The following is a 26,317-nucleotide window of genomic DNA, read 5'->3' as shown; positions in this document are numbered from 1 at the left end:
AAACCATGAAAAAAGCCTCAGCCGAAATTCTCCGCGAATATGGTCCCTTTCCCGGTGCCGAGCAGGTGCATGGCGTGACGTTCGACGGCCATCACGTCTGGTTTGCCACCGGCGACAAATTGAATGCGCTCGACCCCGAGAGCGGTGAGACGGTGCGTTCCATCGATGTCGCCGCCCATGCGGGCACGGCCTTCGACGGGGAGCACCTGTTCCAGATCGCCGAGGATTGCATCCAGAAGATCGATCCGAAGACCGGCCGCGTACTTTCGACGATCCCGGCGCCGGGCAACGGTGGCGACTCCGGCCTTGCATGGGCGGAAGGTACGCTGTGGGTGGGCCAGCATCGGGGGCGAAAAATCCATCAGATCGATCCCGAGACGGGGGCCATCCTGCGCACGATCGAGTCAAACCGTGTCGTTACCGGCGTCACCTGGGTCGATGGCGACCTGTGGCACGGCACCTGGGAAGGCGACGACAGCGATGTCAGGCGCATCGATCCGCAAACGGGCGAGGTGCTGGAGCGGCTCGACATGCCGGCCGGCATGGGCGTGTCGGGGCTTGAGGCCGATGGCGGCGACCGTTTCTTCTGCGGCGGAGGCGCAAGCGGCAAGGTCAGAGCCATCCGCCGGCCGAAGCGGGCGGAGGCCGCCGACCGCAGCGCCAGAAGCAAATAATCCACGCTCTCTCTATGTCCCGCGCATCGTGAGGAATAGCAGAGCGCCTTGTCGCCTCGTCGCGGCGTCGCGTGCCTACGCTGACGCGACAAGGACGCCGTAACGTCTTGCATCAGTTGCCGAAGTCTCTTTTCAAATCGGTGCCGGCTCAACGAATTGTCAGGCCGGCTTCAGCGATGCAACGCTCACGCGCCGAACCTCTGGTCAAAGCGTGCAGGCGTACCTACCTACAATGCAGAGACGAAAATCGGCGCCCGCAAATCCGTCTCGTGGCCGCGACGTTCGTTTGCGCCAAGTAATAGGCGGCGCTTTGGAAGAGGCAAGAATGGCTAGGACGTTCCAGTCCTTCATTCACGGTGTTTGGGTCCTTGCCATCATCAGCGCGGCGACATCTGTAGGTATTGTCTATGGGTGGCAAAGCCACGGCTGGGTCGGGGCGAGCCTGTACGGGCTGATCGGTTACGGCAGCGGCGTTTTGTTCGCCTACTCGCCCTCGATGTTTTTCGATTTCCTGGAGTTGTTGGGATCCTGAGCGCGCGCTGAACGCGCTTGCCGACATCACGATCAAGGTATGGCGAAGATGCTGATCTCGTTGGTGATGCCGCGCAGCGTGACGTTGTGTGTCATCGGGTTGAGGCCGCGCTCGCTGAGCAGGTCGGCGGCGGCCGGATTGCGCAGCACCGTGCTGGTGGCGAAGATCTCCTGGGCGGTGGCGAGGTGCTGCACGCGCGAGGCGATGTTGACCGTCTGGCCGAAATAGTCCTGCCTCTCGTTGAGGCTGACGGCGATGCAGGGGCCTTCATGGATGCCGATCTTCAACAGCAGGTCCTCGCTGCTGCGCTCGTGATTGAGCTCGCGCATGGCGTCGCGCATCCGCATGGCCGCGGCGATCGCCCGATCGGGCGTCGGGAAGGTTGCCATGACGGCGTCGCCGATCGTCTTGACCACGGCGCCGGCTTCGGCGGCAACGATCTCGTTGAGCACGGTGAAATGGGTCTTGACCAGATCGAAGGCGGCGAGATCACCGACACGCTCGTAAAGCTCGGTCGAGCCGCGAAGGTCCGTGAACAGGAATGTCATGCTGGTGATCTTCAGGCGCTGGTCTACGTCGATCGTATCGGTGCGGTAGATGTCGCGGAATGTCTGGTTGGACAGCAGCCGCTTGGCCGTCAGGAAAGGACGACGGCGCCCGAGCAGCGCATGCAGCGCTTCGCCGGCGACGCAGACCGTGGGCAGCGTGCGCACCTCCGCATGGTTCTCCACCTGGATCCGCAGCGGACCCGGCTGCATGCTGATGGTCTCGTTATGCCGATGGGTGCGATCGAACACCAGGGATAGGTTGCGCTTTTCCTTCGTCGGTTCTCCCGACACGTCGATGAACTGCGCTGCGTGTGTCACCGGCTCGAAGATGATGATGAACTCGGCCGGAAGCTGCAGCGCGATGACGGCCTTTTCGCCGGGCGGCAGTTCGAGAGTCTCGAGAATGAACTCCTCGGCCTTCGCCTCGTAATCGTCTTCAGGCAGGTCGACACCGGAGCCCCAGTAGACCTGGCGGAAATATTCGGCGGCTGGAAGCTCGTGCGGATTGTGGGCCTCGATATGGCGGACGCGCGGGCTGACGGTAAACGTCACCTCGATCATCTCGTCCAGCGTCGGCTCGTAGCCGGCTGCGCAAAGCGCGCAGGTATAGGCCTCGCTCTGCACGGTTTTCAGCGAGGTGTTGGCGTCGAGCACCCCGCCGCAGCCGGGGCAGAGCACATTCCAGGACAGTTCGAACAGACCAAGCCGCGAGGCGTGCAGGAAACCGGCGATCGTCTTTTCTTCGTCCAGCCCGTGCTCGGCGGCAAAGGCGAGCGCATTGATGCGGCCGAGCTTGCGGTCCGGCGCGTCGCGCACGTGCCGCTCGATGGCATCGGCGAAGGCGGGTGCCGCCGACTGGCGCAGGACGTCGAAGAGGGCCTGGATTTCGCTCATGGTGGTATCTTATACTGAAATGGGCGCGCGGTCAGCGCCTTGTCTTGGCGGGCTGAGAAACTGAGCCGGCTCTTCGACCAGCCGATGGGAGCCGGCGCCGCGTCGACGCTTTTGCCAAGGTCAACTCTGCTCCAGGGTCGTCTCGTTGGCCCCATTGCGCTTGGCCTGAAGCATCTTATGCTAAGAGGGTGGTAGGCCGCGGGAGCGTTGAATGTCGGCACGGCCGTTCTCGAAGATTTCTGCGCCGCTCGGCGGGCTGCTCGCCGTGGTTGGGCTCGTGGCGGTCGCTGCACTCACGACGCCGGACATGACCGGACGAACCAGGCTCAATTTGGAGGTCCTGCTTGCTCTCATCTGGGCCATCTATGTCCTGCAACTGATCGTGACGCTGATCGCCGCGCGCGAGAGAGACTTTTGGGACAGGCTGCCGGCGATTGCTATCGATGTGCTTGCTGTCTTGGTTCCTTTCGCCGCGGTGCTGTTTGTCGGCACGCGCGATCAGACCCTCTACTGTGCCATCTGGCTGCTGAAGCCTCTGCGCGGATCGCCCTTCTTCCGGCTTATGGGCAGCGTCCTGACCAAACAGGCACGTAACCTGATCGGCATCACCTCGATCTTCGGCATCGTTCTTTTTGGTGCGGCGCTCACGGCCTATCTCATCGAGCGCGACGTCCAGCCTAACACGTTCGGCAGCATCCCCCAGGCGATGTGGTGGGCGGTGGTGACGCTGTCGACCACCGGCTATGGAGACGAGATTCCGCAAAGCTTCGCCGGCCGCGTCCTTGCCGGGCTGGTCATGATGTGCGGCATCGGCATCTTTGCGCTCTGGGCCGGCATCCTCGCCACCGGCTTCTACGAAGAGGTCCGTCGCCGGGACTTCGTGCGCAATTGGCAGTTGGTGGCGACCGTGCCACTGTTTCAGAGGCTTGGCTCGTCGGCGCTCGTCGAGATCGTGCGGGCGCTGAGGCCTCGCGTCGTGCCGGCGGGCGCTGTCATATGCCGCAAGGGCGAGGCCGGCGACCAGATGTTCTTCATCGTCGAGGGACGCGTCAGTATCGCGACACCGAACCCGGTGGAGCTAGACGCTGGCAGCTTCTTCGGCGAGATGGCGCTGATTACGGGCGAGCCCCGCTCGGCGACCGTCAGCGCGGCGACCGAGGTCTCGCTGTTGTCGCTGTATTCGGAGGATTTCCAGATGCTGTCCAGCAGCAACCCGGAGATCGCGGACATCATCCGCAAGACTGCGCTCGAGCGGCGCGGAGCGACGCCGAAGGCTTGACGGCCCCGCAGGGCTATTGGGTCGTATGCGCAGACCTGAATGCAAGCGCGCCAAGCAGCATTTCACGGCTACCTCATTAACAGCCGGGAAAGTCTTTCTCCTCTAGCATGGCTTCGGGGACACTCTTTCTTATAGGCGATCAATGTCATTTTTCGGCGTTTCCGGAATGTACTATTCCGGTGAATCTCTTGCTGAGCACCGCATCGTGCTTGCCGAGGACTCCAATCTGTTTTCGTCGATGGTCTCGAAGCGGCTGAAAGAGCTGTTCGACATCGACGTCATCGTCTGCCGCGATTATGACGATCTGCAGTTTGCCGTCGAAAATGCGACATTCCCGGCGTCGCTGGCCATTTCCAACATCAACCTGCCCGGTGCCGAGAATGGCGAGGCGCTGAATTATCTCATCGAGATGAGCGTGCCGACCGTGGTCTTCACCGGCTCCTTCCAGGAAAGTACGCGCGAGAAGATCCTGGCCAAGGAGATCGTCGACTATGTCATCAAGGACAGCGTCTTTGCCGTCGACATGCTGGCGGAATCGGTTTGCCGGTTTCTCACCAACCACAAGCACCATGTGCTCATCGTCGACGACAGCCCGACGGCGCGCGCGCTGCTGACGACGCAGCTGAAACGCTACAATTTCCGCACCAGCACGGCAGAAAACGGTGCGACGGCGCTCGAAATCCTCAAGAACCATCCGGATATCGGCCTCGTCATCACCGACTACAACATGCCCGACATCGACGGCTTCGAGCTGACGCGGCGCATTCGCGGCACCTATGGGCCGCACCAGTTGCGCATCATCGGCGTCTCGTCCTCGACCAACCGGCTCTTGTCGGCACGCTTCCTCAAGGCCGGCGGCAACGATTTCGTCGTGCGCCCCTTCGTCAACGAAGAGTTCTATTGCCGCGTCAACCAGAACCTCGACACGCTGATCAAGATCAAGACCTTGAGCGAAAAGGTGAAAGTTCCGGCCTAAAGCATGTCGCGCAAAAGTGTGCTGCGGTTTTGCGATAACGACATGCGTAAAAACAAGAAATTGAAGCGCGGCAAGCGAATCTGAAAGATCGCGACGCGCTTTAACGCGCCTGCGAACTCCGCGAACCTGGCTGCCGGATGCGCCGTTTGTCGGCGCCTTGATCCCGCCCGCCACCTCCGTTTCGAGGCGGTGGCGCTCATCCGTCGGCTACACACGCCGGCGCATCTGCCGCTTTCCTGCGCTTGCGACCCCTAAAATTGCCGGGGTCGCGAGAAAAGCCCTCTTACGGTTGCCGCATTAACGAAATTGCAATCCGGACCGTCTTCAATCGGCCGCAACAAAAGTGGGGAGCCCGGTAACGCCTGGTCATGCCAAGACAAAATGTCTGGCGCGATCCGTGCCGGGTATAATTGTATATTGGGAGCCAGCGTCGCCCTTTTTGGGACAGCACGCCTGCGGCTCGAAATCGGGATTTGCAGGGACGTGAGATTGCGCCGCACGCCAGGTCGGATCAATTCTGTGCAGAAGCACAGCGACAAGCGCATGTTGCTGATCGAAGATTCCCGCATGTTTGCCACCGCGCTGAAATACGGCCTGGAAACGGTGCATGGTATTCGTGTCACCCATTGCGCCTCGCTGGAGGCGCTGCGCCAGGAAATGACCGCAGCGCCGGATAGCTTCTCGCTCGCCGTGCTCGACCTCAATCTTCCCGACGCGCCCAATTGTGAGGCGCTCGACTTCATCCTCGCCAACAACGTTCCGGCCGTCGTCTTCACCGCGGCCTTCAACGACAACACGCGCGACCAGATCCTCGGTCGCGGCGCGCTCGATTGTGTCATCAAGAACCAGCCGGAATCGATCAATCTCCTGATCGGCGCCGTGGACCGGGCCTTGACCAATGGCAAGACGACGGTGCTGCTTGCCGATTCCGACACGCCGTCGCGGGTCGAGCTTGCGGGCATCCTGCGCCGGCAGCGGATTTCGGTGTGCGAGGTCGCTTGCTCCGCCGATGCGCTGCTGGTGCTCGATTCCGGCGAGGCGATCGATATCGTCGTCACCGATCTTGATTTGTCCGACATGACTGGGGCAGCGCTGCTTGCCGAGGTGCGCCGGCGCCAGGGCGATGAGGCGCTGCCGGTGATCGCGCTTTCCGACAGCGGCGACCGCCGGATCGGAGCGCGGTTCCTTGAGGCCGGCGGGACGGACTTCATCCAGAAGCCATTCCTTGAGGCAGAGTTCAACGGTCGCATCGCCTATGCCGCCGGCATCCAGAAACGGTTGCAGACGCTGCAGCGACAGGCAGCGAGCGACTATCTCACCGATATCTACAATCGCCGCCATTTCTTCCTGACCGGCCCGCGCCTCGTCGAGCAGTGCCTGCGCCGCGGCGAGACCACGGCCATCGCCATTCTCGACATCGACCACTTCAAACGCCTCAACGACACCTATGGCCACGAGATCGGCGACGTCGTGTTGAAGCATGTGGCCAAGCGGTTGACGACGCTGGTCGGCGACGAACACCTGCTTGCCCGCCTCGGCGGCGAGGAGTTCGGCATCCTGTTCAACGGCTTCGACGTCCAGCGCGCCTTCACGTTCTGCGAGAAGCTGCGCATCGAGCTTGCGAGATCGCGCATCGTTGCGGATGACGAGGAACTGTCGATTACAGTGTCGATCGGTCTTGCGACCATCGAGGCGCCGGAGTCCTTCGAGAACTACCTGCATGCGGCCGACCAGTTTCTCTACATGGCCAAGCACGCCGGGCGAAACCGGGTGATTTCGGAGCTCGCACTGCTCGACGCACTGGCGTCGTAGCGAGCCGCAATCCGCGACGCTGTCCGGCCAAGGACCTGTTCCTGCATGGTGGCGAGCTAGTGCCGCTAGCCGCGATGATTGCAATGAATCGCGAAGCATTGTCGGTTTCGGCATCGGCGAAACGTCTTCCAAGCAGCCGGACATGATCCGGGCCTGCGAAGAGGAGCCGCATATGACCAAAGTTGTCTCAAATCTCTGGTTCGAAAAGGACGCCCTCAGGGCCGTCGAACTCTACGTCTCGCTCGTGCCCAATTCGGCGATCGTCCGCACGACGGTGATGCCGGCGGATTCGCCGAGCGGGCCGGCGGGCAGCGTCAAGGTGATCGAGTTCACCCTGGGAAACCAGAACTTCACCGCGCTCGAAGCCGGACCGCTGGACCCGTTCAACCATTCCTTCTCGATCATGATCCAATGCGACAGTCAGGAGGAGATCGATCGCCTGTGGAATGCGCTGCTTGAAAACGGCGGGCAGGCCGAGCAATGCGGTTGGCTGCGGGACCGCTGGGGTCTTTGCTGGCAGATCGTGCCGAGAGCGCTCGGCGACATGGTTGCCCATACCGACCGCGAGCGCGCCCGGCGTGTGACCGAGGCCATGCTGGGCATGATCAAGCTCGATATCGCCGAACTGGAGCGCGCCTTCCACGCCCGGACCTGAGCCAGATCCGGCTGAACAGGTGCGCTCATGGACAAGGGTTGACGGTGTGGCCTGCGCTATTTCCGCGCCTGCGGGTAGATCGTCTCGCCGCGCTTCAGCATCTCGACGAAGGTCTCGATCTTTTTCCGGCGGCCGGCCTCGGTCTTCATATTGTGCGTGCGGAAGGCAAGCGCGAAGCGGTTCTGCGCGCTGAGTTTTGCCAGCATTTCTCGCGCCTGCGGCTCGGCGTCGATCGCTGCCTGCAGGTCGTCGGGGATCTTCATTTCCTTGCCGCTGCCATAGGCGCGATCCCAGCGGCCGTCGGCCTTGGCCTTGTCGACCTCTTTCAGCCCATACGGGGTCATCCGGCCTTCGGCGATCAGCCGGGCCACATTGTCGACGTTGATCTGGCTCCAGATGCTTTTCTTGCCGCGCGGGGTGTAGCGCTGCATGTAACTCTGGTCGTCGTGGCTCTTGCGCACGCCATCGATCCAGCCCCAGCACAGGATCACGTCGATCGCCTCCTTCGGCGTGATCGATTTGAGGCCGGAGCTTACCTTGTGGATCTTGATCCAGACCTCGGTTTCGCCGGCATGGTTGGCGCCGAGCCAGACATAGAAACGCTCTTTGTCTTCGAACTCGTGGACCTTGCTCGGATCGATGATCACGGGTGCCATGGGGTGAAATGCTCCTGATGTTCAAGCGGCGGAGGCGTGCCAGCACGTTCCGGCTGCGGCGCGGCCACGCGTTCTCCTTTTCCGTTCAAGCGAAAAATGCGGATCGACGCAAGCGCGAACGTGGGTGGAGCGGGTTCCAGAATGGCGGGAAATGAGGGGCGACAAAGCGGGCCAGGTGGTCTGTGGTATCGCTGCGGCGGCAAGCGCAACCGCAAATTGGGCGGACGGTTCCATCTGAAATTCGGACCGATACCGTCTTCAACGAGGTTTGCACCCCGTTCTCCTCATCCTCGCCCCTGTGGCAGGGATCCAGCGACCCGACGTCTGTCGGGTTAGGGGGCATTTCAGCCCAAGGACTTGGGCTGGCTGGATTCCTGTGACAGGCACAGGAATGAGGGAAGTTTTGGCGGCTGGCGGGCTCACATCGCCGGATAGGTTAAGAAGGGACGGCCTGTTGCCAACAAAAAGGGCGGATGACCCGCACTTTTTGTGTGTTCGCACCAGTTCCTATCGCGCCATCTGCAGCGTCAGCTTGCGGTCGGCGCGCTCCTGCTGCGGCGAGCGGTTGTAGAGTTCGCGATAACACTTGGAGAAGTGCGACGCCGAGACGAAGCCGCAGGCGACGGCGACTTCGACGACCGGCATCGACGACTGGATGAGGAGGTGTCGAGCGCGGTCGAGCCGGATCTCCAGATAGTAGCGGGCAGGGGACCGCCCCATCTCCTGGCGGAATAGTCGCTCGATCTGCCGGCGCGACAGGTCGGCGCCCTCGGCGATCTCCAGGAGCGACAGCGGTTCGGCAAGATTGCCTTCCATCAGCTCGATGATCGACAGCACCTTGGCGTTCTGGACGCCGAGACGGGCGCGCAGCGGCAGCCGCTGGCGGTCGTGAGGGCCGCGCACGCGGTCGGTCAGCGCCTGTTCGCAGACGCGGTTGACGAGGTTCTCGCCAAAATCCTGGTCGATCAGGTTCAGCATCATGTCGAGCGAGGCGGTGCCGCCGGCGCAGGTGTAGATGTTGCTGTCGATCTCATAGAGGTCGGCATAGACGTCGACCTGCGGGAAGTTCTCGGAGAAGCCGGGCAGGTTTTCCCAGTGGATGGCGCAGCGCTTGCCCGTCAACAGGCCGGCCGAGGCCAGCACATGGGCGCCCGTACAGAGGCTGCCGACGGCGACGCCGCGGTTGTAGACTTCGCGCAGCCAGGCATTGACCGACTTGTTGTTGAAATCCTCGACATAGATGCCGGAACAGACCAGCACCATCGACGGACGGTTTTCCCCGCCCAGGAACTTGCGTTCGTCGGCGAGAGACGAGTTGACCTCAAGCGCGATGCCGCTTGAGGAGAGAACCTTTTCGCCGTCGGTCGATGTGAGGCGCCATGTATAGGCCTCGTAGCCGAGCATGCGGTTGGCGATGCGGAGCGTTTCGATGGCGGCCGAAAACGGCAGCATGGAAAAGTTCGGTACCAGGAAGAAGACGAGAGAACGCTTTTTGGTCAAGGGCTTGTTCATGAGGCTTCCCGTGCTTGGCGATGCCGTATATTCGTCGCTTGGAAGATACCATCCGGCTTGTCTGTTTGCGACATTGACATGGAAAGCAGCGACCGCAAAGACATTTCGCATTGCGACATGGGGCGGGAAAGCCGCTGTCGAGCCGGCTTTGCGGCTTTTGTAAGGAATGCGACAGATTTACCGGCGTCGTTGACGTAATCTGACAAGAAACGCCAGAGATGCGCAATTTTCAGAAAGACAGCCTTTGGGTTGTGTTTGCCGATTGCGACGCGCCGGCGGTGAAAGGGCCAGGTGTCGGTATCGGACAAGTTCGCGCAAGGGCCGGTTTGGGGCGTTTCGACGCCCGACGGCATCTGGCGAAACCACAAAAGAAGAAGGGCATCGCCTTCTCGACGATGCCCTTCAGCGGTTCGCGCTCGGGGTCTTGGGTCCCCGAGAACAGGTCAGGCGGTCATTCATTGTTCGGTCTTGTGCACCGCGTCGTCGACGGATGGGAAGCCGATGTCCTTCATCGTGTCGTAGGACAGGTTTTCAAGTGCGCGCTCGTTGGCATAGCGCTTCCAGGCAGCCCAGGCGCGTGCACGCAGATTGAAGAGACCCGGGATGGACGAGAGGGAGGGTGCCCGCTCCGAGGTCTGTGATAGATGGATAGTAGACATTTCATGGCTCCTTCTGAGTGCCTCAGAGGTCGCGACCACGATCTATATATGTCGCAACCCTAATCATCATTCAAACGAATATGTTTGATGTTTTCCATCAAACATGGTGATCAATCAGCGTCTCGGCGAAGATGAGGTCGTTGCGGACCCGCTTGGGTAGTTTCGCCAATTCGCGGTGGGCTTCCACCCGATTCCGGGCGATGCGTTTTGCCTGTCGTTTTCGTGCAATGCCGTCGATCAGCGTTTGCACGCGGGAGAGGAACGACAGGACGAGATCGCCGTCGGCATTGACCTGTCTCACAGGCAGGGCCTTTGCCATTTGCACGGCATGATCCGGAGTGCGGTTCATCTTGGGCTTCACCTTGCTCACGTGCCGGATGTCCTGCGGGGCAGAGAAGGCCATTGTTGTCGCGGACATGACTGGTTTCCTTCCTTTGGCGTCCTTGCAACTTGACTATCGGTCTTTGCTGATGTTCAATCAAACGAAATGAAGTGAACCATTCTGTCAGTTTTATTGAACAAGGATGCCGCCATGAACATGATGCTGCGCCATGCGCTTCCGCTCCTGGAAATGGATGTGTTGAAAACCTTCGTCGCCATCGCCGAAACGGGCAACTTCACCACCGCGGCCGAAACGGTCTATCGCACGCCGTCGGCGGTCTCGATGCAGATCAAGAAGCTGGAAGAGCAGCTCGGCTGCACGCTGTTCCTGCGCGATGCGCGTTCGGTGTCGCTGACGCCCAAGGGCGAGATGCTCTTGGGCTTTGCCCGCCGCCTGCTGGCGCTCAACAACGAGACGGTGTCTCGCTTCCTGCTGCCCGACATGAACGGCGTCGTGCGTGTCGGCGCGCCCGAGGATGTCGGCGAGCGCATTCTGCCGGAAGTGTTGAAGCGCTTTGCCGAATCCTATCCGAACGTCACGGTCGACGTCTCGATCGGCATGAGCGGCGCCATGCGCAAGCGCGTCGACGAGCACCGTCTCGACATCGCGATCTTCAACAGCCTGACCGACGTCGCGCCGAAGAACGGCGAGATCCTGATGCAGGAGAAGCTGGTCTGGGCCGGCGTCAAATGCGGCAATGCGCATCTTAAGGATCCGCTGCCGGTGTCGATGTGGGAGGACGGTTGCGTCTGGCGGGCCGATGCGGTGGAAAAGCTGTCGCGCGCCGGCCGCCGGTTCCGCATTGCCTTTCTCAGCGCCTATACCACGGGCCAGCGTGCCGCCGTGCTCGCGGGCCTCGCGATTGCCCCGCTGCCGCGCTACCTCGTCCAGGGTGAGATGGTGCAGCTCGGCGAGCGTGACGGCCTACCGGATCTCGGCCATTACGACATCGGCTTGCAGGTGATCGACGATGCGCCGGCGCCGGTGCTGGCTGTCGCAGATCATGTTCGCGACGCATTCGCGGAACTGAGGATCCAGTCGGGAGAGGCGCGGCTTGCAACAGCGGTTGCCTGACAAACCGGCCGAAAGCGACCCGATCGTCATGCGTTGATCTCGGCGCAAGGGGAAGGCGTGCCATGGCGCGAGATGACCAGTCGCGACGCATTTTGGATCCGATCGATCGCCTCTCGGAGATCATTTTCGGGCTGCTGATGGCGCTGTCCTTCACCGGTACGATGAGTGCGGCCGTCGGTGGCGGCGAGAAAGTGAATGCGGTGCTTGTCGCCGCTTTCGGCTGCAATCTGGCCTGGGGCATCGTCGATGGCGTCATGCATGTGGTAACGACCGCGGTCGAGCGGGTGCGACGTCGCGGCCTGGTCGACGCTCTGCAGCGCGAACCTCTCGATCGCGCCCGCCAGATCTTTCTCGACAACCTCCCTGATGATATCAGGTTGGTGTCAGCGCAAAGCGAAATCGAGGCGCTGCTTCTGCGCGTACGGGCCTTGCCGTCCAACGGTCAGCATTCCGTGGTCACAGGCGGAGACCTCAAGGCCGCGCTTGCCATCTTCGCGCTCGTCGTCATCTCGACGCTGCCGCCGAGCATTCCCTTCCTGTTCATCGAGCAGATCGACGTCGCCATGCGCGTTTCGAACGCCATCGCGCTCATCATGCTTTTTATCGTCGGAGCACGGCTCGGCAGCTATATGGGGCGAAGCCCCTGGCCGATGGCCTTCGCCATGGCAGCGATCGGTGCCGTACTTGTCGCAGTGACGATCGCGCTTGGTGGGTAGAGGGCGCAGCACGTTCGGTCCGATGGTGAAGCGCGCCGACCCGCTGCTGATATTTTGAATCACGTTCGCAGCTTATCGCCATGAAACAGCATGACTTTGTGCCGTTCCATTGTGCCAATCCCGCTGTCTTGCCGCCGGGCTCAAGCGGTGCTTGCCCTTCCATAAGCGTAGGCTTATAATAAGTAATGACTTATGAAGGCAGAGTGCTTGCGGCGTTGGCAGACCCGACGCGGCGCCAGATTTTCGAGAGGCTGGGTACCGGTCGTTGCTCGGTTGCCGATCTCGCACGGTCGTTGCCGGTGTCGCAGCCGGCAATATCGCAGCACCTGAAAGTGTTGAAAGAGGCGGGCCTTGTTCACGACACGCCTTCAGGCACGCGCCGTATCTATTCGATCGACCCCGCTGGCCTTGGTCCGCTGCGGCAATGGCTCGATCGCTTCTGGGGTGATCAACTCGCCGCCCTCAAGGCAGTGGCGGACCGCGACGAAGCCATCTGACATATCGGCATGGTTTGTGGTGCGGTCCATGAGGCAAACGGGAGTTTGTGAAATGCATCACATCGAGCCTGCCCCTGTGCGCAAAACCGTGACAGTCCGCGCGACGCCGGAGCGCGCCTTCGACATCTTCGTCGCCGGCATGGGCGAATGGTGGCTGAAGAGCCATAGCCTGACGGCAAGCGGACAGAGGACCGTCGTGGTCGAGCCGTTTGCGGGCGGCCGCTGGTACGAAATCGGCAATGGCGGCGAGGAGAAGGAATGGGGGCGGGTGCTTGCCTGCGAGCGGCCGAGGCGCATCCTCCTTGCCTGGCAACTGAATGCCGACTGGGTGTTCGATCCGGAGTTTGAGACCGCGGTGGAGGTCATCTTCGAGCCCGCAGTCGATGGCGGCACCACCGTACTGCTCGAACATCGCGATCTCGCCAATTATGGTGCGAAGGCGAATGAAGCCCGCGTGGCGCTTGATTCAGAAGATGGATGGACGGGACTGCTGGGGGCATTTGCGGCGAGGGCCGCGTGAGATTCTAAGCGTCACCGCCTTTCTCGAACGCGCTCCCTGGTGCGTTGTTGCAGCCCTCATCCGCTTGCCGGCACCTTCCCCCGCAGGCGGGGGGAGGGATGCTTGGCACTGTCACCGCCCTCACTTGCCGTTGGGCCAAAACATTTGACTATGCAGTGACTTGAACGCAAGCATGCCATGACGTTCAACCGAAGCAACGCGCGATCAATTATGCAGGTATCAACGCCATTGGAGGCTTTTCCCGAATTGGGATCAGTCGCAAACCCCGTAGTGTTCTATGACGGCATTGACGCCCTGGTTTGCTACGAGACCTCGCCCCCGGTTGGCGGTGGCAACGTGGTCCTGAGGTTCGGTGACGTTATCGATTTCCGAGTCACGCCGATGAATGTCGATGGCCTGCCAGGATGCAGATACCCGGTCCTTCCGTGGGCGTTCAATGAAGTCTCTGGTGGCGAGGAAACAGCCCGGTGGGAAGTCCTCAGTCCACGATTTTGGATCATATCCTTCCACGACGTCACGATCGACGTTCTGTTCGAGACGGTCTCCCTCGTGGTTCATGACGAACGCGGCGGGCCGCTGCGCAGGACGCTGATGGACGTCATACGTTGATGCGCTGAAGACCATTCTAAAGGGCGCAGTGTGTCCGCTTGCTTCTTTTCGGCCCTACTCCCGGCTACGCCTCCGCCGTCTGCCGCCGCCCTCGCCATCATCTGCCGCCACCTTGCGCTCCGGCAGGGTGACGACTGCAGACAGTTTCGGGAAGGCGTCGACCTTGTTCGGCATTGCCATCGCGTTGATGAAATGCTCCTGAAATTTTGATTCAAGAGCGGTCTCTATCTTCTCGATTTTGCTGACGGTTTGCTCGATCTCGCGACGGTGGCCGCGGTTCAGGAGCGCCATCAGCGCGCCGGTGCCGGCGGCGTTGCCGACGGCCTTCACCTCGTCGAGGTCGCAGTCCGGGATCAGGCCCAGCACCATGGCGTATTTCGGATCGATGAAGGAACCGAAGGCCCCGGCAAAGCGGATGGTGTCGACATGGTCGATATCCAGCTTTTCCATCAGCAGCTTGATGCCGGCATAGAGCGCCGCCTTGGCGAGCTGGATGGCGCGGATATCGTTCTGCGTCACGGTGATGCGCTGCTGGCCCTCGTGCAGCAGGTAGGAGAAGGTGCGGCCGTTCGGGATGATGCGCGGGCTTTTCGCCGCCATCGCGCCATCGACGACGCCATCCTGCGAGATGATGCCTGAGAGATACATCTCCGCGACGATTTCGATGATCGCCGAGCCGCAGATGCCGGTGACGCCAACGGCGGCGGCCGCCTCGGCAAAGCCGTCCTCATCAGACCATTTGTCGACGCCGATGACGCGGAACCGCGGCTCGAGCGTCTCGGGATCAATGCGCACGCGCTCGATCGCGCCCGGTGCGGCACGCTGGCCGGAGGAGATTTCAGCCCCTTCGAAGGCCGGGCCGGTGGGCGAGGAGGCGGCAACGACGCGATCCTTGTTGCCGAGCACGATCTCGGCATTGGTGCCGACATCGACGAGCAGCATCATCTTGTCCTGCCGGTAAGGGCCTTCCGACAGCGTGGCGCCGGCGGCATCGGCGCCGACATGGCCGGCGATGCAGGGCAGCATGTAGAGCCGGGCGCCGCGGTTGACGTCGATGTCGATCTCGTGCGCCCAATATTGCAGCGCGCCGGAGACAGCGAGCGCAAACGGCGCCTGGCCGAGCTCGGTCGGGTCGATGCCAAGGAACAGGTGGTGCATGATCGGGTTGCCGACGAAGACCATGTCGAGGATGTCGTGGCGGTCGACCTCACCTTCGGCGCAGACCTTGCCGATCAGGCCGTTGACCGCCTCGCGCACCGCCTTGGTCATCGCCTCGCGGCCATCGGGATTCATCATCACATAGGAGACGCGGCTCATCAGATCCTCGCCGAAGCGGATCTGCGGGTTCGAGGTGCCCGAGGAGCCGACGATACGGCCGGAGAGCAGCGAGACGAGATGCATGGCGATCGTCGTCGAGCCGATGTCGCAGGCAACGCCATAGGCCTCGTTCTTGAGGCCCGGCCACAGGCCGACGATGAAGGGGCGTGAACTGTCCATGTCGCGGTGGATGGCGGCGGTCACGGCCCAATTGCCCTTGCGCAGGATGCCCTGGACCTGCGGAATCAGGTGCGGCGCGATCAGCAGGTCCTTCCAGCCCCAGTCCTTCTCCAGCATCACCTTCAGCCGGTCGAGATCGCCGAGCGGCTTGTGCATGTCGGGCTCATCGACCTCGACATAGCAAAGCTGGATGGCGGCGTTGCGCTCGATCACCCGGTCGCTTGCGGCCTTGCGCACCACCTGGGCGTTGATGACGGTATCCTGCGGCACGTCGATGACGAGATCGCCGAGAATCTGGGCGGAACAGGAAAGCCGGCGACCGTCAGGCAGTTCGCGCACGGAGGCGTAGCGCTGTTCCTTCGGGCCAACAGGCGAAATATGGTCGTTGGAGGAGACGATCTTGTGCTTGGCGAAGTTGCCTTCCTGCACCTCGATCTGACAGCGCCCGCAGGTGGCGCGGCCGCCGCAAACACTTTCGACATAGACCCCGAGCGAGCGGGCGGCATCGAGAACCGGCGTGCCGACCGGGAAGCGGCCGCGCTTGCCCGATGGCATGAACAGAACGAGGGGATCCTTGTGCGCGGCTTCGGTCATGTTGGTCTCGATTTCGGAAGTGCCTTCGATGCGCATTCTGTTCTGTCTTTCCTAAAGCCTGCTTCTGCCCGATGGACCGAGGCATGGGTAAACGTCTTCAGACTGCACCGGAATGCTGCCTGATAGTTGTCAGATCCCGACATGGAAAGATCTGCGAGCATCATTTCGTCAGGGTTGCGCTCGCGGGGCGTATCCGTTCATGACGTCTTGCGCGACAGGCGCCGGGCATTGACGCGCACGCGCTTGCCGTAGGGTTTAAGGGCGGCGGCAGCGATCGCCGTTCCACCCAGGCCAAGCGATGCGCCGCCGCCGGTCATCAGCCGCACCGCATTATCGAAACCGGTGCGCCACAGCGCCATGTTCACGGCCATGGCACTTTCCGCGGTGGCCGCGATCTTCTCGGAGACCATGCGGCTAAGCTCGGTCGGATCCTGCGTTTTCCCGGTCAGTGCCGCCAGTTGCATTTCGTGCAGCCGCAGCGCCATGACGAAAGGGGCTTCGAACCAGAGCGTGAAAGTGTCGAGGTGAAGTCGGCGCGTTGTCATCGATGATCCCTACTCTTGTGCTGCGACAGCGACGGTCGGATGCTTGACTATGGAGCCGTGGTCAGTTTCGCAGCTGCTATTGCCCAGACAAACGCCGCCGCCAGTGTCGTCGAGCTACCCCAGAAACAGACGTTCATGACCCGTTCCTGGGAACCAAAGTTGATCCTCCTCGTGACAACCGCAACGAAAGTGACGGCAAGCACCGCGAGGTTTGCGAACAGGACCGGCAGGACTTAAAGCGCGTCGCGATCTCCAGGATTCGCTTGCTGCGCTTTAAGTTCTTGTTTTTGCCCATGTCGTTATCGCAAAACCGCTGCGCACTTTTGCGCGACATGCCTTAGGTCCTGAGCGCACCGTAGAGCCTTTTGAACTCGCCCGCATCCTCAAAGAGCGCATATCTGACAAGGAGAGCCAAAGGACAACCAGGGCAACTCATGACCTGGTTGTCCTTTCGATGTGCAGTACGGCGCCGAGCAAAAGCCTATTCGCTCGCCGCAGCTCCGCCGGTGCGCGCGGCGCGCCCGCCGCGACGACCGCCGGAGGCTGCCGGTGCTGCGGCCGCCGCCACGGCATGGCCGCCTTCTGCCGGCTTGTGGTCGCGGTAGGTCCTGATCCAGTTGGTGCAGTTGGCGTCGGTGCCGTTCAGAACGTTTGCAGCGCGAACGGCCTCCATCTCCTGCGGACGGCAGGGGTTCATGATCGCGGACGTCATACCGGCGCCGATGACCATGGGGATGAAGCCGGCATTGATGCCGTGGCGATGCGGCAGGCCGAAGGAGATGTTGGAGAGGCCGCAGGTGGTGTTGACCTTCAGCTCTTCGCGCAGACGGCGCAGAAGCGCAAACACCTGCCGGCCGGCGTCGCCCAGGGCGCCGATCGGCATGACCAGCGGATCGACGACGATGTCGTGTGGCTTGATGCCATGATCCATGGCGCGCTCGACGATCTTCTTGGCAACGGCGAAGCGCACGTCCGGATCCATCGAAATGCCGGTTTCGTCGTTGGAGATGGCGACAACCGGCACGTCGTATTTCTTGCAGAGCGGCAGGATCGCTTCCAGCTTTTCCTCTTCGCCGGTGACGGAATTGACGAGCGGCCGGCCCTTGGCGACCTTCAACGCCGCCTCGATTGCCGCCGACACGGAGCTGTCAATCGACAGCGGCACGTCGACAAGGCCCTGGACGATTTCCAGCGTCTTGACCAGCAACGGCGGTTCGGTCTCGTTCGGGTTGACGGCGGTGACGCCGGCGTTGACGTCGAGCATCGTCGCACCGGCGGCGACCTGCTCCAGCGCGTCCTTGATGACGGTGTCGAAATTGCCTTCGATCATTTCCGCGGCCAGCTTCTTGCGGCCGGTCGGATTGATGCGCTCGCCGATGACGCAGAAGGGCTGGTCGAAGCCGATGATGATTTCGCGGGTGGCGGAAGCGACGATGGTACGGGTCATGTAAGATCCTTTGATCCTGTGGCGTCGGGTTTCGTTATCTCACCCGTTAAGCGATGGAGGCGGCCGGACGGGCCGGCGCCGGTTTTGTCTGCGATTGCCTCAGTGGGGATGGTGGGCCGCGGCCTCGGCCATCTCCTGCTGGTTTTCTTCCTTGCCTTCGCGAATGTGCTCCATGCGGGAGGCGACAAGCGCATCGGTCGGCAGCGTTTCGTGTTTCCAGGGCTTGCGACCCTTCAACACGCCCGATTCATGCACGATCTCTGCGACATATTCTTCCTGGCGATAGGCCATGACGTGGACGCCGGAGACGCCTTCGATCTCCTTGACCTCGTTGATGATGTCGATGCAGAGCTGCTTACCTTCCTTTTTCTGATCCTGCGCACCTTCCAGCCGCGTGATGATGCTGTCGGGAATGTGGATGCCCGGCACGTTGGAGCGGATCCAGCGGGCGGTTTTCGCCGACGCCATCGGTCCGACGCCGACGAGGATGAAGCATTTTTCGTGCAGGCCGAGATCGCGCACCTTCTTCATGTATTCGCGGAACATCGGCACGTCGAAGCAGTACTGGCTCTGGACGAACTGCGCGCCGGCCTCGATCTTCTTGGCCAGCCGATAGGGGCGGAAGTCGTAGGGAGGCGCAAAGGGGTTGATGGCGGCGCCGAGAAACACCTGTGGCGGCGTCGTCAGCTTGCGGCCGGAGAGGAACTTGGAATTGTCGCGCATGATGCGCACGGTCTCGAGCAGCGACATGCAGTCGAGGTCGAACACCGGCTTGGCGCCCGGCTGGTCGCCGGCCTGCACGCCGTCGCCGGTCAGGCACATGACGTTCTGCACGCCCATGGCGGACGCGCCGAGCACGTCGCCCTGGATGGCGATGCGGTTCTTGTCGCGGCAGGCGATCTGCATGATCGGGGCATAGCCCATGCGCGTCAGCAGTGCGCAGATGCCGACAGATGACATGTGGCAGTTGGCGCCGGAGGCATCGACCGCATTGATGCCGTCGACCCAGCCATCGAAGATTGCGGCGCGCTCGTAGACGTCCTGCGGGTTGGCGCTGTCGGGCGGGTTGAGTTCGGCGGTGACGGCAAATTCGCCGCGACGCAAAACGCGCTCGAGCCGTCCGCGCGAGGAGTGGCCGGGCAGAGGATCGAGCGGCGCGCCGGGGTCGTATGGATTGTAATCGGGGCTCATGCCTGGTTCTCTTTTGCCTGGGCTTCGCGGCGGGCGGCGGCTTCCGCCGTCACCCGCAGCCACGACGAGGTCTCGCGCAGCGACTGGTTGACCGGCTTCTGCACGTTCATGATCGCATCGCCCTTCGTCATGTTCTGCGAACCTTTCCACGCCTGCACCCAGACGCAGGGCATATCCGGCTCGACCTCGCAATTGCCGTTGGCCCTGACGCCGCCGCAGGGGCCGTTGCGCAGCTGCTTCGGACAGTTCATCGGGCAGGACATGCCGGTCGACGACAGCGCGCACTGGCCGCACATGCGACAGTCGAAAAGAAAGCCTTTGACGTGGCGTTCGACGAAGGTCACCGGCCGCTCGACGCGGCCGTAGCCAATTGCGTTCCACAGCGGGTGCAACAGCAGGAAGAGATCGGCAAAGCGGTTGTAGAACCATTCGAGGAAGCGCGAATGGCGCACGGCCCAGAGGCGGACGGTATATTTGTGGCGCGAGCGGCGGCTCGGCGAAACGCCGGCGGGGGTATAGGCGCCGGTCGCGGCCTTGGCGGCAGGCGCGGCATTGCCCTTGACGATCTTCGCCTCCGCTGCACCTGCGAGCTTCGGCTCAGCCATTGTCGCGGCCTCCTGCTTTGACGAGGGCAACCAGGCGCTCGCGGTCATAGGCGGCTTCGAGCTCGGCGGCCGCACGGTCTGCTTCCGCTTCCAGTTCGTCGGAGACGGGTTCTGGCTCGGCCTTGCGCCATTCGGCGAGATAATCGTCGGTTTCGGCAGCGCCGGTGCGCATGGCGCACATGTCGATCGCCTCGGTGAAGCGCAGCGAAAGCTCGCGCTTGGCGGTCGTGCGGCCCTTCTTGATGATGACCTGGGCCGGGATGTCGCGCCAGTAGACGATTATGCGATCTGCCATCGGGTGTCGTTCTCCTCTTCCTGCGACAATGCTTATGTCCGGGCGCTGTGGCTCACCTCGCCACGACGTTGGATGTGTCCAAAAACGACGCCGGCGCAGAACGTCGAAGACCCCCGGCACTCTACGCGTTGCCGCAATGCGGGCAAGTCCACACTTCGGGATATCCATCGGTTGAGGAGTGTCAGAAATTTCAGGGCCTTAGGGCCTTCTGACGGCCACAGGCGGCGTGTCCTCATCGGCGAATCTGCGCCCGGTTTTCCTACCAGATGCCGCGCCGAATTCCATTCCAGAGCCATGTCAGATCGGCGGGTGGTACCACTGTTGCGACGGGCCTGCGACATCGAGCGGTTGCAGCTTGCCCTTGAGGGCATCGTCGACGGCGGCAATGGCGATGCCGGTGGAGGCCGCCGTCTGCAGCAGCGGATAGGTATGCATCGTATCGCGGCGGTCGGGCGTCTGGCGCGACTGGTAGAGAATGCCGCCGGTATCGACGCCTTCGTCGACGAGATGCACGGTCGCGCCGAAATTGATGACATCGTCGTTGACCTGCGCCCAGTAGCCGCCCATCAGCCCGCGATAGCCCGGATTGATGCCGGCATGGAAGTTGACGACCGGGCAGGGGATCTGCGCCAGGGTATGGGCCTTCAACAGGCGGCAACTGATGAGAAAGACGACTTTTGGCGCGAGCTGCCGGATCTGCGACACAGCCTCAGCGTCGTTCACGGACGTGATCTGGCAAACCGGTACGCTCGGATCCGGCGCGCCCGATACACCGTAGTGCCTAAGGATGCCTTCCGCTCTCTTCCGGGTAAAGCGCTTGCCGAAGCGCGAGGCGATCATTGTCGCCAATTGCCCGATCGCTGTCGGCCACCCGAGCTTTCGCGCCCGCCGGCGCAGGAAGAGGCTCTTGGATTCCGGCTGCTCCTGGAGAACGACGATATCGTCAAAGCGTGCGGCGAGCGCATTGATCATGATCCAGGGATTTTCTCCGCCCGCCGTCACCACGACGACGCGGCTCGGCTGCCTGGCCGCGGTGTTGGTCTCATTGTCTGCGTCCGCCATGCCGGCCCCTGAAGCGTTGGTCGCAACAGATATGGCGGCTGGCGCGTTACCGGCGACTTAATGGCGGGTATTTGGGAAGCAGATGCCAGAAGTGGCATCGGGAGACGGTTTGGCCGAGGCTGGGGCATCGGACCCCGAGCGCGTCGCGACGAGCGTGTTCGTTCGATGGTGGCAGATAAGGCGCCGGCTTGTCCGGTCTAACGGAAGTCCGCGGCGGTCAGGACATAGATCGTCTTGCGACCGTGGGCATATGCTGCCTTTGCGACTTCGTAGATCTTGTTGCGTGCAGCGTCGAATGCCAGAAGGCAGGCCGCTTCTGTCGTCCGGGTCGGCGCGCCACGCGAGAGCGCCTCCGCCTCGACATAGAAGGGCACTTCGAACATGCCATCGTGGCCAAGGAAGCGAACAGCGTTCCTGGTATCGTCGAAGCTTCGGCTTTGGTTGGGGAAGCTTAGTGGCATCGTGTGATCCTTTTTAGCGATAAGCCAGCTCGGCCAGCGGTCGGCCGGGCGGACGAGTGAGGATGGGCGTTTGGCTCCGTGCCGCGCCATCACAAGATCCGGCCGAAGAGGATCGTGGTGATGACCACAAAGACCGCGACCGAAAGAGCAATCCAGGCAAACAGACCGCGATAGTCGAAGAGATAGATCTGAGCCGGTATGTGGTATTTCATGATCGCCTCCCGTGGCTGATCTGTTCGGCCGGTTTGGCATGGTCGTTATAGGATATGTGCCGTTCTGAAGGCTCGCTCGGCCAATGCCATCCCATCCTTGCCGGCACTGACAATCAATTCGAGATTGCCTTCATCCGTTACACGCTCATGGGTTTCGCGGCTGCTGCGGATGCGATACTGGAGCGCATTGTCGCGGATCGGCAGCGTCGCAACGATGCGATACGTTTCTCCAGATATTGACTCTCTCGTCAGCGCCCCCTTGGAGCGGACAAGTTGGCCAACATGGAAGCGGTGGATCGGTAACGTGTCGCGCGGGCCGCGGATGATGCGTTTCGTGAAAGATAGAGCGTTCATAGTGGTCTCAGTCCTCCTCAAGCGTTGGTAAGAGTAATTCGGCTGCAACAGCCGCTCCGCATTTCGCGCTGGCGTAGACGGATCAAATGCTCGTTGCGATGGGCCGGACAGACGGCTCGAGATCTGTTTCGAGACGCGTTGGCCGCAAGCACTGACGCCGAGCCTGCCTGTCTGTCGAGAATTTAGGGGATTGGGGCGGTTCGAAGTTCTGATACCGCGAAAGCCACATCGGCCAAATCAACTTGCCACAGCATAGCGCGTCGATTGAGTTTCAATTGAGGCGGGTTGTGTATGCTGCCAGATCCGAGCTCATCCTGTTGGCGGAGCTTTCCCTCGGTCTTTTCTACCTGAGCTGGGCGCCACATACCTTCTGCGGGATCAGGCGCTCAGCAGTGATTTCGTCAGGTCGCCATAGCCGGTGAAGCGGTATTCGTATTCGAGGCCGAGGTAATCGGCGGCTTCTTTGGCCTTTGCCTGCAGCGCTTCGTCTTCCTGCTGCGAGAGGTAGACGAGCTTGCGGTAATGGCCAAAATACATATCCCGGAGTTCCGGATGGCGCTTGAGGCCGAGCGGCTCGATGACGAAGGCCTCGAACTGGCGGGCGAGGAAGTCGGTGAGGAAAAAGGCGGTCAGATCGTCGTCCCAGCGGCTGGCAAAGGCATCGTTGCCGGCGAAGAAGGAATAGCAGTGCGGGCCGGGAATGCGCTCGACGCATTCTTCTTCGCAGAGCCGGTCGAGGTGGCCCCCGGTGCCGCAATCGGCATAGGCGACGAAGATGCGCTCGAAGCCGGCTGCACGTGCCTTGGCAATCGCCTCCTTGACCCCCGGCGTGATCTTTTCCGGCGTGTTGTGCCAGATGGCGGGCAGACAGGAGAGGTCGACATGGTCGAGCCTGTTGGCCTGGCAGATGGCCAGAATTTCGCGCGCGATTGCGCCGCAACCGATGACGTGAACTTTTTCCGGTTGTGCGCGTTCTATTGTGCGCGATACGTTTTCCATCTCGATTCCACCCAGTGATCAACGTGAAGGAAGCTGGCCATGAAAACACAAACTGTTGCGACCGTCGGAGCCGTGCTCATCGCGCTTATGACGTTGAGCGCCTGCGGCAACACAATCCGCGGCATCGGTCAGGATACCGCAAACACCGTCAACGCGACACAGTCGGCCGGCAAGAAGGTGGCCAACGCCGCCAACTGAGCCGTGACCTGAAGCGCCGCGCGTCGAATTCGGCTGTGCCAGAGACGCTTTGATCCCCTGGTGTCCAGCCTGGTGTTCCGCGGCGGTCGCGACGTGGAACATCAGCAGACGCCGCGGTTGCGCAGCCCTCCGTTTTCATGCCAGCAAATGAAAAGCCGGCCGCAAGCGTCATTGCTGCGGCCGGCTTTCGTGTTCGTGAAGCGGGCTCAGCCGGCAGCGAGCAGGTTGTGCTTGCGCTTCATGAAGTCCTTGGCGGTTTCGACCGCGACTGCCGCGTCGCGGCAATAGGCGTCGGCGCCGACGGCCTTGCCGAATTCCTCGTTGAGCGGCGCGCCGCCGACGAGCACGACATAGTCGTCACGCAGTCCCTTTTCCTTCAGCGTGTCGATGACGACCTTCATGTAGGGCATGGTGGTGGTCAAAAGCGCCGACATGCCGAGGATGTCGGGCTGCTCGCGCTCGATCGCTTCCAGGTAGTTTTCGACCGGGTTGTTGATGCCGAGGTCGACGACATCGAAGCCGGCGCCTTCCATCATCATGCCGACGAGGTTCTTGCCGATGTCGTGAATGTCGCCCTTGACGGTGCCGATCACCATCTTGCCGAGCTTCGGCGCGCCGGTTTCGACGAGCAGCGGCCGCAGGATGAACATGCCTGCCTTCATCGCATTGGCCGACAGCAGAACTTCCGGCACGAACAGGATGCCGTCGCGGAAATCGACGCCGACGATCCGCATGCCTTCGACCAGTGCCTGGGTCAGGACGTCGTAGGGCGTCCAGCCACGCTTGAGCAGGATGTTGGTTCCGTCCTCGATCTCCTCCTTGAGGCCGTCATAGAGGTCGTCATGCATCTGCTGCACAAGTTCCTCGTCGGAAAGGTCCTCGAGAATGATTTCATCGTCTGCCATAGTAGGGTTCCTCGGTTCCTGGCACGGCCGGGCTAAAATCCGGACACGTTCAACAATCAATAGCGGTCGACGCGTAAAAATCTGTTTTCGAAAGCGACGTCGCATATGACAAAAAGCGACGGCAGGGCACCTTCTTTCGAGGCCTGTATATTCTTAACAAAAACAATATATTCGCGCCATGCGGTTTTTGGCCGGCGATGACGCAGGTCGCAGTGTTCGAGTTGCGCCACTTGTTGGCGCATTGAGACCCGTACAGTCCCTGCGGCTTGGTAGCATTAGGGCCAAATGGTGCTTGAAGGCGCACGAAATGCGCGGGAGAGGAATGAGTAAATGAGCGACGTGACAGAACAGGACGCGGTTGAGGGTGGCGGTCGCCGCTCGCGTGGCGAGGGACGGGGAGCAGCGGCGCGGCGTGCCTCGCGCACCGGCGGCGGCCCGGGGCCGTCTCTGCCCTATATCCAGCGCAAGATTCGCGAATACGAGGTTCTCGACGAGGAGGGTCTTGAGCTCATCGAGCGCAATGCCGATACGATCCTCGAGGAAATCGGCATCGAATTCCGCGACGACGCCGAAGCACTCGAACTGTGGAAACAGGCTGGTGCCGACGTGCGCGGCCAGCGCGTTCACTTTCCCAAGGGTCTTTGCCGCGAGCTTCTGAAAACGGCGCCGTCCGAATTTACCTGGCACGCCCGCAATCCCGCGCGCAGCGCCCAGGTCGGCGGCAAGGCGACGATCTTCGCACCGGTCTATGGCCCGCCCTTCGTGCGCGATCTCGAGGGTAACCGCCGTTACGCGACCATCGAGGATTTCCGCAACTTCGTGAAGCTCGCCTATATGGCGCCGTCGATGCATTCGTCCGGCGGCACGGTCTGCGAGCCGGTGGACATTCCGGTGAACAAGCGTCACCTCGACATGGTCTACAGCCACATCAAATATTCCGACAAGCCGTTCATGGGCTCGGTCACGGCACCCGAGCGCGCCGAAGACACGATCGCCATGGCGAAACTCGTTTTCGGCGACGAGTTCGTCGAGAACAATTGCGTCACGCTCAACCTGATCAACGCCAACTCGCCGATGGTCTTCGACGAGACCATGGTGGGCGCACTCAAGGTTTATGCCCGCCACAACCAGGCCTGTGTGCTTTCGCCGTTCATCCTGTCGGGCGCCATGAGCCCGGTCACTGTTGCCGGCACGCTGACGCAGATTCTCGCCGAAGTGCTGGCCGGTGCCTCGTTCACCCAGCTGATCCGCAAGGGCGCGCCGGTGCTGTTCGGCACCTTTGCCGCCTCGATCTCGATGCAGTCGGGCGCGCCGACCTTCGGCACGCCGGAGCCGTCGCTGGTTTCCTATGGCGCGGCACAGCTTGCCCGCCGCTTGAAGCTGCCGTTCCGCACCGGCGGTTCACTCTGCGGCTCGAAGGTTCCGGACGCTCAAGCCGCGCATGAATCGGCCAATACGCTGAACATGACGCTGCTTGCCGGCACCAACTTCGTGCTGCATGCGGCCGGCTGGCTCGAGGGGGGTCTCGTCTCGTCCTACGAGAAGTTCATGATCGACCAGGACCAGCTCGGCATGATGCAGAAGATGGCCGAAGGCATCGACCTCTCGGAAGACGCGCAGGCGCTCGACGCCATCCGCGAAGTCGGTCCGGGCAGTCACTACCTCGGCTGCGCCCACACCCAGGCCAATTTCCAGACCGCCTTCTACCGTTCGCCGCTCGCCGACAACAATTCCTACGAACAGTGGGAAGTGGAAGGCGAAAAGCGCATCGAGCAGCGCGCCAATGCGCTGGCCCGCAGCTGGCTGGAGCACTACGAGGCGCCTTACCTCGATCCTGATATTGACGAGGCGCTCAAGGCCTTTATCGCCGAGCGCAAGGACTCGATGCCCGACGCTTTCACCTGAAAGGGTCCCGAGCGAGCCAGGGAGCAAGGCGGCGCGGCGCAGGTGGCTGACA

At 61.9% G+C, this 26,317-nt stretch carries 29 protein-coding genes and 1 pseudogene; 13 read left to right on the top strand and 17 right to left on the bottom strand.

Annotation, left to right across the window (positions count from 1 at the left end; translation table 11 throughout):
- Window positions 1–5 precede the first annotated feature (5 nt).
- Entirely contained in the window at window positions 6–674 is a 669-nt protein-coding gene (locus J3R84_RS09140; RefSeq protein ID WP_025427430.1) for a Vgb family protein, read from the top strand.
- Between the two features lie 325 nt (window positions 675–999).
- Window positions 1,000–1,206 carry a hypothetical protein gene (locus J3R84_RS09135; RefSeq protein WP_025427429.1) on the top strand — a complete coding sequence of 69 codons (207 nt, stop codon included), beginning with the start codon at window positions 1,000–1,002 and terminating at the stop codon, window positions 1,204–1,206.
- A 32-nt stretch (window positions 1,207–1,238) separates the two neighbouring features.
- Here the strand turns inward: J3R84_RS09135 and J3R84_RS09130 are convergent, their stop codons facing one another.
- Window positions 1,239–2,648 (bottom strand): adenylate/guanylate cyclase domain-containing protein, encoded by a 1,410-nt coding sequence (locus tag J3R84_RS09130; RefSeq protein WP_203530013.1) that lies wholly within the window; start codon window positions 2,646–2,648, stop codon window positions 1,239–1,241.
- Window positions 2,649–2,859: 211 nt separating this feature from the next.
- On the opposite strand from J3R84_RS09130, the gene J3R84_RS09125 reads away from it, so the two are divergent.
- The 4 genes from J3R84_RS09125 to J3R84_RS09110 all read left to right on the top strand — a co-directional run bounded on the left by J3R84_RS09125 (window position 2,860) and on the right by J3R84_RS09110 (window position 7,370).
- Window positions 2,860–3,927, top strand: coding sequence for a cyclic nucleotide-gated ion channel (locus tag J3R84_RS09125; RefSeq protein WP_025427427.1), 1,068 nt, complete (start codon window positions 2,860–2,862; stop codon window positions 3,925–3,927).
- Between the two features lie 142 nt (window positions 3,928–4,069).
- On the top strand, window positions 4,070–4,903 hold the full coding sequence (locus J3R84_RS09120) for a response regulator (RefSeq protein ID WP_025427426.1): 834 nt from the start codon (window positions 4,070–4,072) through the stop codon (window positions 4,901–4,903).
- Between the two features lie 519 nt (window positions 4,904–5,422).
- Window positions 5,423–6,715: a diguanylate cyclase gene (locus J3R84_RS09115; RefSeq protein WP_239637571.1), complete on the top strand. Its 1,293-nt coding sequence runs from the start codon at window positions 5,423–5,425 to the stop codon at window positions 6,713–6,715.
- A gap of 172 nt (window positions 6,716–6,887) precedes the next feature.
- Complete coding sequence (locus tag J3R84_RS09110; protein ID WP_025427423.1) at window positions 6,888–7,370, top strand: VOC family protein; 483 nt, start codon at window positions 6,888–6,890, stop codon at window positions 7,368–7,370.
- 56 nt (window positions 7,371–7,426) lie between these two features.
- Here the strand turns inward: J3R84_RS09110 and J3R84_RS09105 are convergent, their stop codons facing one another.
- The 4 genes from J3R84_RS09105 to J3R84_RS09090 form a co-directional block, all read right to left on the bottom strand.
- Window positions 7,427–8,026, bottom strand: coding sequence for a YdeI/OmpD-associated family protein (locus tag J3R84_RS09105; RefSeq protein WP_025427422.1), 600 nt, complete (start codon window positions 8,024–8,026; stop codon window positions 7,427–7,429).
- A 507-nt stretch (window positions 8,027–8,533) separates the two neighbouring features.
- Window positions 8,534–9,538, bottom strand: a complete 1,005-nt coding sequence (locus tag J3R84_RS09100; protein WP_057210910.1) for a GlxA family transcriptional regulator — start codon at window positions 9,536–9,538, stop codon at window positions 8,534–8,536.
- A 455-nt stretch (window positions 9,539–9,993) separates the two neighbouring features.
- Complete coding sequence (locus J3R84_RS09095) at window positions 9,994–10,197, bottom strand: hypothetical protein (RefSeq protein ID WP_025427418.1); 204 nt, start codon at window positions 10,195–10,197, stop codon at window positions 9,994–9,996.
- Window positions 10,198–10,294: 97 nt separating this feature from the next.
- Window positions 10,295–10,615 carry a hypothetical protein gene (locus J3R84_RS09090; RefSeq protein ID WP_025427417.1) on the bottom strand — a complete coding sequence of 107 codons (321 nt, stop codon included), beginning with the start codon at window positions 10,613–10,615 and terminating at the stop codon, window positions 10,295–10,297.
- A 114-nt stretch (window positions 10,616–10,729) separates the two neighbouring features.
- Between J3R84_RS09090 and J3R84_RS09085 the strand changes: the two genes are divergently transcribed.
- The 5 genes from J3R84_RS09085 to J3R84_RS09065 all read left to right on the top strand — a co-directional run bounded on the left by J3R84_RS09085 (window position 10,730) and on the right by J3R84_RS09065 (window position 13,995).
- Complete coding sequence (locus J3R84_RS09085) at window positions 10,730–11,653, top strand: LysR family transcriptional regulator (protein ID WP_025427416.1); 924 nt, start codon at window positions 10,730–10,732, stop codon at window positions 11,651–11,653.
- 62 nt (window positions 11,654–11,715) lie between these two features.
- The gene (locus tag J3R84_RS09080) at window positions 11,716–12,369 is read left to right on the top strand and encodes a VIT1/CCC1 transporter family protein (protein WP_025427415.1); all 654 of its coding nucleotides are present in this window, start codon (window positions 11,716–11,718) and stop codon (window positions 12,367–12,369) included.
- 185 nt (window positions 12,370–12,554) lie between these two features.
- Window positions 12,555–12,866: an ArsR/SmtB family transcription factor gene (locus tag J3R84_RS09075; protein ID WP_025427414.1), complete on the top strand. Its 312-nt coding sequence runs from the start codon at window positions 12,555–12,557 to the stop codon at window positions 12,864–12,866.
- Window positions 12,867–12,918: 52 nt separating this feature from the next.
- Window positions 12,919–13,386, top strand: coding sequence for an SRPBCC family protein (locus J3R84_RS09070; protein ID WP_025427413.1), 468 nt, complete (start codon window positions 12,919–12,921; stop codon window positions 13,384–13,386).
- Window positions 13,387–13,563: 177 nt separating this feature from the next.
- Window positions 13,564–13,995, top strand: coding sequence for a hypothetical protein (locus J3R84_RS09065; RefSeq protein ID WP_225906564.1), 432 nt, complete (start codon window positions 13,564–13,566; stop codon window positions 13,993–13,995).
- 54 nt (window positions 13,996–14,049) lie between these two features.
- On the opposite strand, the gene J3R84_RS09060 is transcribed toward J3R84_RS09065, so the two are convergent.
- From J3R84_RS09060 to J3R84_RS09015, 11 genes and pseudogenes are all read right to left on the bottom strand, one after another.
- Window positions 14,050–16,122 (bottom strand): ASKHA domain-containing protein, encoded by a 2,073-nt coding sequence (locus J3R84_RS09060; protein WP_025427411.1) that lies wholly within the window; start codon window positions 16,120–16,122, stop codon window positions 14,050–14,052.
- 161 nt (window positions 16,123–16,283) lie between these two features.
- The gene (locus J3R84_RS09055) at window positions 16,284–16,631 is read right to left on the bottom strand and encodes a hypothetical protein (RefSeq protein WP_025427410.1); all 348 of its coding nucleotides are present in this window, start codon (window positions 16,629–16,631) and stop codon (window positions 16,284–16,286) included.
- 481 nt (window positions 16,632–17,112) lie between these two features.
- Window positions 17,113–18,078, bottom strand: coding sequence for a methyltetrahydrofolate cobalamin methyltransferase (locus tag J3R84_RS09050; protein WP_025427408.1), 966 nt, complete (start codon window positions 18,076–18,078; stop codon window positions 17,113–17,115).
- 99 nt (window positions 18,079–18,177) lie between these two features.
- Window positions 18,178–19,269, bottom strand: a complete 1,092-nt coding sequence (locus J3R84_RS09045) for a methylenetetrahydrofolate reductase (RefSeq protein ID WP_025427407.1) — start codon at window positions 19,267–19,269, stop codon at window positions 18,178–18,180.
- Entirely contained in the window at window positions 19,266–19,874 is a 609-nt protein-coding gene (locus J3R84_RS09040; protein WP_057210906.1) for a methylenetetrahydrofolate reductase C-terminal domain-containing protein, read from the bottom strand. The genes J3R84_RS09045 and J3R84_RS09040 overlap by 4 nt, the downstream gene beginning before the upstream one ends.
- On the bottom strand, window positions 19,867–20,169 hold the full coding sequence (locus J3R84_RS09035) for a virulence factor (protein ID WP_025427405.1): 303 nt from the start codon (window positions 20,167–20,169) through the stop codon (window positions 19,867–19,869). Before J3R84_RS09035 ends, J3R84_RS09040 begins: the two co-directional genes overlap by 8 nt.
- Before the next feature lie 259 nt (window positions 20,170–20,428).
- Window positions 20,429–21,231, bottom strand: a pseudogene (locus J3R84_RS09030) (formyl transferase).
- A gap of 197 nt (window positions 21,232–21,428) precedes the next feature.
- Complete coding sequence (locus tag J3R84_RS09025; protein WP_025427403.1) at window positions 21,429–21,692, bottom strand: DUF1488 family protein; 264 nt, start codon at window positions 21,690–21,692, stop codon at window positions 21,429–21,431.
- 89 nt (window positions 21,693–21,781) lie between these two features.
- Window positions 21,782–21,904: a hypothetical protein gene (locus J3R84_RS38470; protein WP_255753466.1), complete on the bottom strand. Its 123-nt coding sequence runs from the start codon at window positions 21,902–21,904 to the stop codon at window positions 21,782–21,784.
- A gap of 45 nt (window positions 21,905–21,949) precedes the next feature.
- Window positions 21,950–22,258, bottom strand: a complete 309-nt coding sequence (locus tag J3R84_RS09020; protein ID WP_025427402.1) for a hypothetical protein — start codon at window positions 22,256–22,258, stop codon at window positions 21,950–21,952.
- Window positions 22,259–22,636: 378 nt separating this feature from the next.
- Window positions 22,637–23,257, bottom strand: coding sequence for a DUF1638 domain-containing protein (locus J3R84_RS09015; protein WP_025427401.1), 621 nt, complete (start codon window positions 23,255–23,257; stop codon window positions 22,637–22,639).
- 39 nt (window positions 23,258–23,296) lie between these two features.
- On the opposite strand from J3R84_RS09015, the gene J3R84_RS09010 reads away from it, so the two are divergent.
- Window positions 23,297–23,455: an entericidin domain-containing protein gene (locus J3R84_RS09010; RefSeq protein ID WP_025427400.1), complete on the top strand. Its 159-nt coding sequence runs from the start codon at window positions 23,297–23,299 to the stop codon at window positions 23,453–23,455.
- A gap of 206 nt (window positions 23,456–23,661) precedes the next feature.
- On the opposite strand, the gene J3R84_RS09005 is transcribed toward J3R84_RS09010, so the two are convergent.
- On the bottom strand, window positions 23,662–24,360 hold the full coding sequence (locus J3R84_RS09005) for a corrinoid protein (protein ID WP_025427399.1): 699 nt from the start codon (window positions 24,358–24,360) through the stop codon (window positions 23,662–23,664).
- Window positions 24,361–24,690: 330 nt separating this feature from the next.
- Between J3R84_RS09005 and J3R84_RS09000 the strand changes: the two genes are divergently transcribed.
- Window positions 24,691–26,265, top strand: coding sequence for a trimethylamine methyltransferase family protein (locus J3R84_RS09000; protein WP_025427398.1), 1,575 nt, complete (start codon window positions 24,691–24,693; stop codon window positions 26,263–26,265).
- The last annotated feature ends 52 nt before the right edge of the window (window positions 26,266–26,317 follow it).

The sequence above is a fragment of the Ensifer canadensis genome, from assembly GCF_017488845.2.
GTDB classification, from domain to species: Bacteria; Pseudomonadota; Alphaproteobacteria; order Rhizobiales; family Rhizobiaceae; genus Ensifer; species Ensifer canadensis.
This window is presented reverse-complemented; position numbering and strand designations above follow the sequence as displayed.

Excerpts from the sequence above, each read along its gene's own strand:
- J3R84_RS09140 (WP_025427430.1), top strand. The coding sequence starts at position 6 with ATGAAAAAAGCCTCAGCCGAAATTCTCCGCGAATATGGTCCCTTTCCC.
- J3R84_RS09135 (WP_025427429.1), top strand. The coding sequence starts at position 1,000 with ATGGCTAGGACGTTCCAGTCCTTCATTCACGGTGTTTGGGTCCTTGCC.
- J3R84_RS09130 (WP_203530013.1), bottom strand. The coding sequence starts at position 2,648 with ATGAGCGAAATCCAGGCCCTCTTCGACGTCCTGCGCCAGTCGGCGGCA.
- J3R84_RS09125 (WP_025427427.1), top strand. The coding sequence starts at position 2,860 with ATGTCGGCACGGCCGTTCTCGAAGATTTCTGCGCCGCTCGGCGGGCTG.
- J3R84_RS09120 (WP_025427426.1), top strand. The coding sequence starts at position 4,070 with ATGTCATTTTTCGGCGTTTCCGGAATGTACTATTCCGGTGAATCTCTT.
- J3R84_RS09110 (WP_025427423.1), top strand. The coding sequence starts at position 6,888 with ATGACCAAAGTTGTCTCAAATCTCTGGTTCGAAAAGGACGCCCTCAGG.
- J3R84_RS09105 (WP_025427422.1), bottom strand. The coding sequence starts at position 8,026 with ATGGCACCCGTGATCATCGATCCGAGCAAGGTCCACGAGTTCGAAGAC.
- J3R84_RS09100 (WP_057210910.1), bottom strand. The coding sequence starts at position 9,538 with ATGAACAAGCCCTTGACCAAAAAGCGTTCTCTCGTCTTCTTCCTGGTA.
- J3R84_RS09095 (WP_025427418.1), bottom strand. The coding sequence starts at position 10,197 with ATGTCTACTATCCATCTATCACAGACCTCGGAGCGGGCACCCTCCCTC.
- J3R84_RS09090 (WP_025427417.1), bottom strand. The coding sequence starts at position 10,615 with ATGTCCGCGACAACAATGGCCTTCTCTGCCCCGCAGGACATCCGGCAC.
- J3R84_RS09085 (WP_025427416.1), top strand. The coding sequence starts at position 10,730 with ATGAACATGATGCTGCGCCATGCGCTTCCGCTCCTGGAAATGGATGTG.
- J3R84_RS09080 (WP_025427415.1), top strand. The coding sequence starts at position 11,716 with ATGGCGCGAGATGACCAGTCGCGACGCATTTTGGATCCGATCGATCGC.
- J3R84_RS09075 (WP_025427414.1), top strand. The coding sequence starts at position 12,555 with ATGACTTATGAAGGCAGAGTGCTTGCGGCGTTGGCAGACCCGACGCGG.
- J3R84_RS09070 (WP_025427413.1), top strand. The coding sequence starts at position 12,919 with ATGCATCACATCGAGCCTGCCCCTGTGCGCAAAACCGTGACAGTCCGC.
- J3R84_RS09065 (WP_225906564.1), top strand. The coding sequence starts at position 13,564 with ATGACGTTCAACCGAAGCAACGCGCGATCAATTATGCAGGTATCAACG.
- J3R84_RS09060 (WP_025427411.1), bottom strand. The coding sequence starts at position 16,122 with ATGCGCATCGAAGGCACTTCCGAAATCGAGACCAACATGACCGAAGCC.
- J3R84_RS09055 (WP_025427410.1), bottom strand. The coding sequence starts at position 16,631 with ATGACAACGCGCCGACTTCACCTCGACACTTTCACGCTCTGGTTCGAA.
- J3R84_RS09050 (WP_025427408.1), bottom strand. The coding sequence starts at position 18,078 with ATGACCCGTACCATCGTCGCTTCCGCCACCCGCGAAATCATCATCGGC.
- J3R84_RS09045 (WP_025427407.1), bottom strand. The coding sequence starts at position 19,269 with ATGAGCCCCGATTACAATCCATACGACCCCGGCGCGCCGCTCGATCCT.
- J3R84_RS09040 (WP_057210906.1), bottom strand. The coding sequence starts at position 19,874 with ATGGCTGAGCCGAAGCTCGCAGGTGCAGCGGAGGCGAAGATCGTCAAG.
- J3R84_RS09035 (WP_025427405.1), bottom strand. The coding sequence starts at position 20,169 with ATGGCAGATCGCATAATCGTCTACTGGCGCGACATCCCGGCCCAGGTC.
- J3R84_RS09025 (WP_025427403.1), bottom strand. The coding sequence starts at position 21,692 with ATGCCACTAAGCTTCCCCAACCAAAGCCGAAGCTTCGACGATACCAGG.
- J3R84_RS38470 (WP_255753466.1), bottom strand. The coding sequence starts at position 21,904 with ATGAAATACCACATACCGGCTCAGATCTATCTCTTCGACTATCGCGGT.
- J3R84_RS09020 (WP_025427402.1), bottom strand. The coding sequence starts at position 22,258 with ATGAACGCTCTATCTTTCACGAAACGCATCATCCGCGGCCCGCGCGAC.
- J3R84_RS09015 (WP_025427401.1), bottom strand. The coding sequence starts at position 23,257 with ATGGAAAACGTATCGCGCACAATAGAACGCGCACAACCGGAAAAAGTT.
- J3R84_RS09010 (WP_025427400.1), top strand. The coding sequence starts at position 23,297 with ATGAAAACACAAACTGTTGCGACCGTCGGAGCCGTGCTCATCGCGCTT.
- J3R84_RS09005 (WP_025427399.1), bottom strand. The coding sequence starts at position 24,360 with ATGGCAGACGATGAAATCATTCTCGAGGACCTTTCCGACGAGGAACTT.
- J3R84_RS09000 (WP_025427398.1), top strand. The coding sequence starts at position 24,691 with ATGAGCGACGTGACAGAACAGGACGCGGTTGAGGGTGGCGGTCGCCGC.